Annotated in this window: 3 protein-coding genes; 1 reads left to right on the top strand and 2 read right to left on the bottom strand. The window is 61.7% G+C overall.

All coding sequences use genetic code 11. From position 1 onward, the window contains the following. Positions 1 to 244: 244 nt before the first annotated feature. Complete coding sequence (locus ABC977_RS18135; RefSeq protein ID WP_369668675.1) at positions 245 to 472, bottom strand: type II toxin-antitoxin system HicA family toxin; 228 nt, start codon at positions 470 to 472, stop codon at positions 245 to 247. Continuing rightward, the gene (locus ABC977_RS18130; RefSeq protein WP_369668674.1) at positions 469 to 672 is read right to left on the bottom strand and encodes a type II toxin-antitoxin system HicB family antitoxin; all 204 of its coding nucleotides are present in this window, start codon (positions 670 to 672) and stop codon (positions 469 to 471) included. Before ABC977_RS18130 ends, ABC977_RS18135 begins: the two co-directional genes overlap by 4 nt. Before the next feature lie 119 nt (positions 673 to 791). Between ABC977_RS18130 and ABC977_RS18125 the strand changes: the two genes are divergently transcribed. Next, on the top strand, positions 792 to 1,205 hold a 414-nt coding region (locus ABC977_RS18125; protein ID WP_369668673.1), incomplete at its 3' end, for an AAA family ATPase.

Below are 1,205 nucleotides of genomic sequence, written 5' to 3'. Positions count from 1 at the left end.
TGAATCACCAACCGGCAAGCGCCCCGGATCATCGCGGACCACGGCACACACACGTCCGCGTCGCGGGCCGCGTCCGGCAGACGGGGTCAGGTCACGGGGAAAGGGGGGGCAGTCCCCGTTTATTTCCTGTTGCGCCTCTTCGTGATCCCGGCGATCTATCGGTTTGGCGACGCGAGGTCGGCACGGGCAAACGCTTCGGTCAGTTCTAATGTAACAAGAAAGGCCGATCGACGCGGGAGCCAAATCACACGAGCTCTAGGAAACGACCAACATCCAGGCGAGCTTGCTTCAGTATGTGCGAGAGGGTGGACCGCTTGATGGGGCGGTGGGCCGGTACGGTCAGCTTAAGCGTCTCCGTTGCCGTATGCTTTTGTAGGCGAACGTGGCTAGCCTTCTGACGCACCACGACCCAGCCATCGCGGCGTAACCCCGCGATGACCTTCTCATAGCCGATGCTCGGTACTTTGCTCAAACAGCGACTTCCGCAAGCTCGCTGCCTGCCGCGTAAGCGAGATCGTCTTCCACCGGCTCTAGATAAAGTTCGATCGCTTCGCGGATATTCGCCAATGCCTCCTCGCGCGTTTCGCCCTCGCTGATGCAACCTGGAAGGCTGGGCACGAAGATCGTGAAGCCACCCTCCTCGCTGGGCTCCAATACCACTTTCAGATGCATTGATTTGCCCCCTGAATCGCTATGTGCTCAGTCTAACCTGTGACCGGCCCGAGTAAAACGGGGTCACGAGCAAATGGGATATCATCGGGTCACGCCCAAGCCGCACCCACGATCCCGCCATGACCCGCAAGCGCCTGCCGATCGGCATCCAAACCTTCGCCAAGATCCGCGAGGACGACTACTACTACGTCGACAAGACCGCCTTCGCCCGCCAGCTGATCGACAGCGGGACGCACTACTTCCTTTCCCGCCCGCGGCGCTTCGGCAAGTCGTTGTTCCTCGACACGCTGGCTGAGCTGTTCGCCGGTCGCGAGCACCTGTTTCGCGGTCTGCACATCCATCCGCACTGGGACTGGTCGCAACGCTTCCCGGTCATCCGTCTGAGCTTCGGCGGCGGCATCGTGCGCACTCGCGCCGAGCTCGATCAACGCCTCGACGAACTGCTCTCCGAAAACGCCGAGACCCTCGGTGTGACGATGTCCCATCACTCGCTGTCCGGGCGTTTCGCGCAACTGATCCGCGGGGCCGCTGAA

The organism is Thioalkalicoccus limnaeus, from assembly GCF_041197575.1.
In the GTDB taxonomy this organism is placed as follows: Bacteria; Pseudomonadota; Gammaproteobacteria; order Chromatiales; family Chromatiaceae; genus Thioalkalicoccus; species Thioalkalicoccus limnaeus.
Note: the sequence above shows the minus strand (reverse complement) of the source record. Positions and strands in the feature narration are given on the sequence as shown.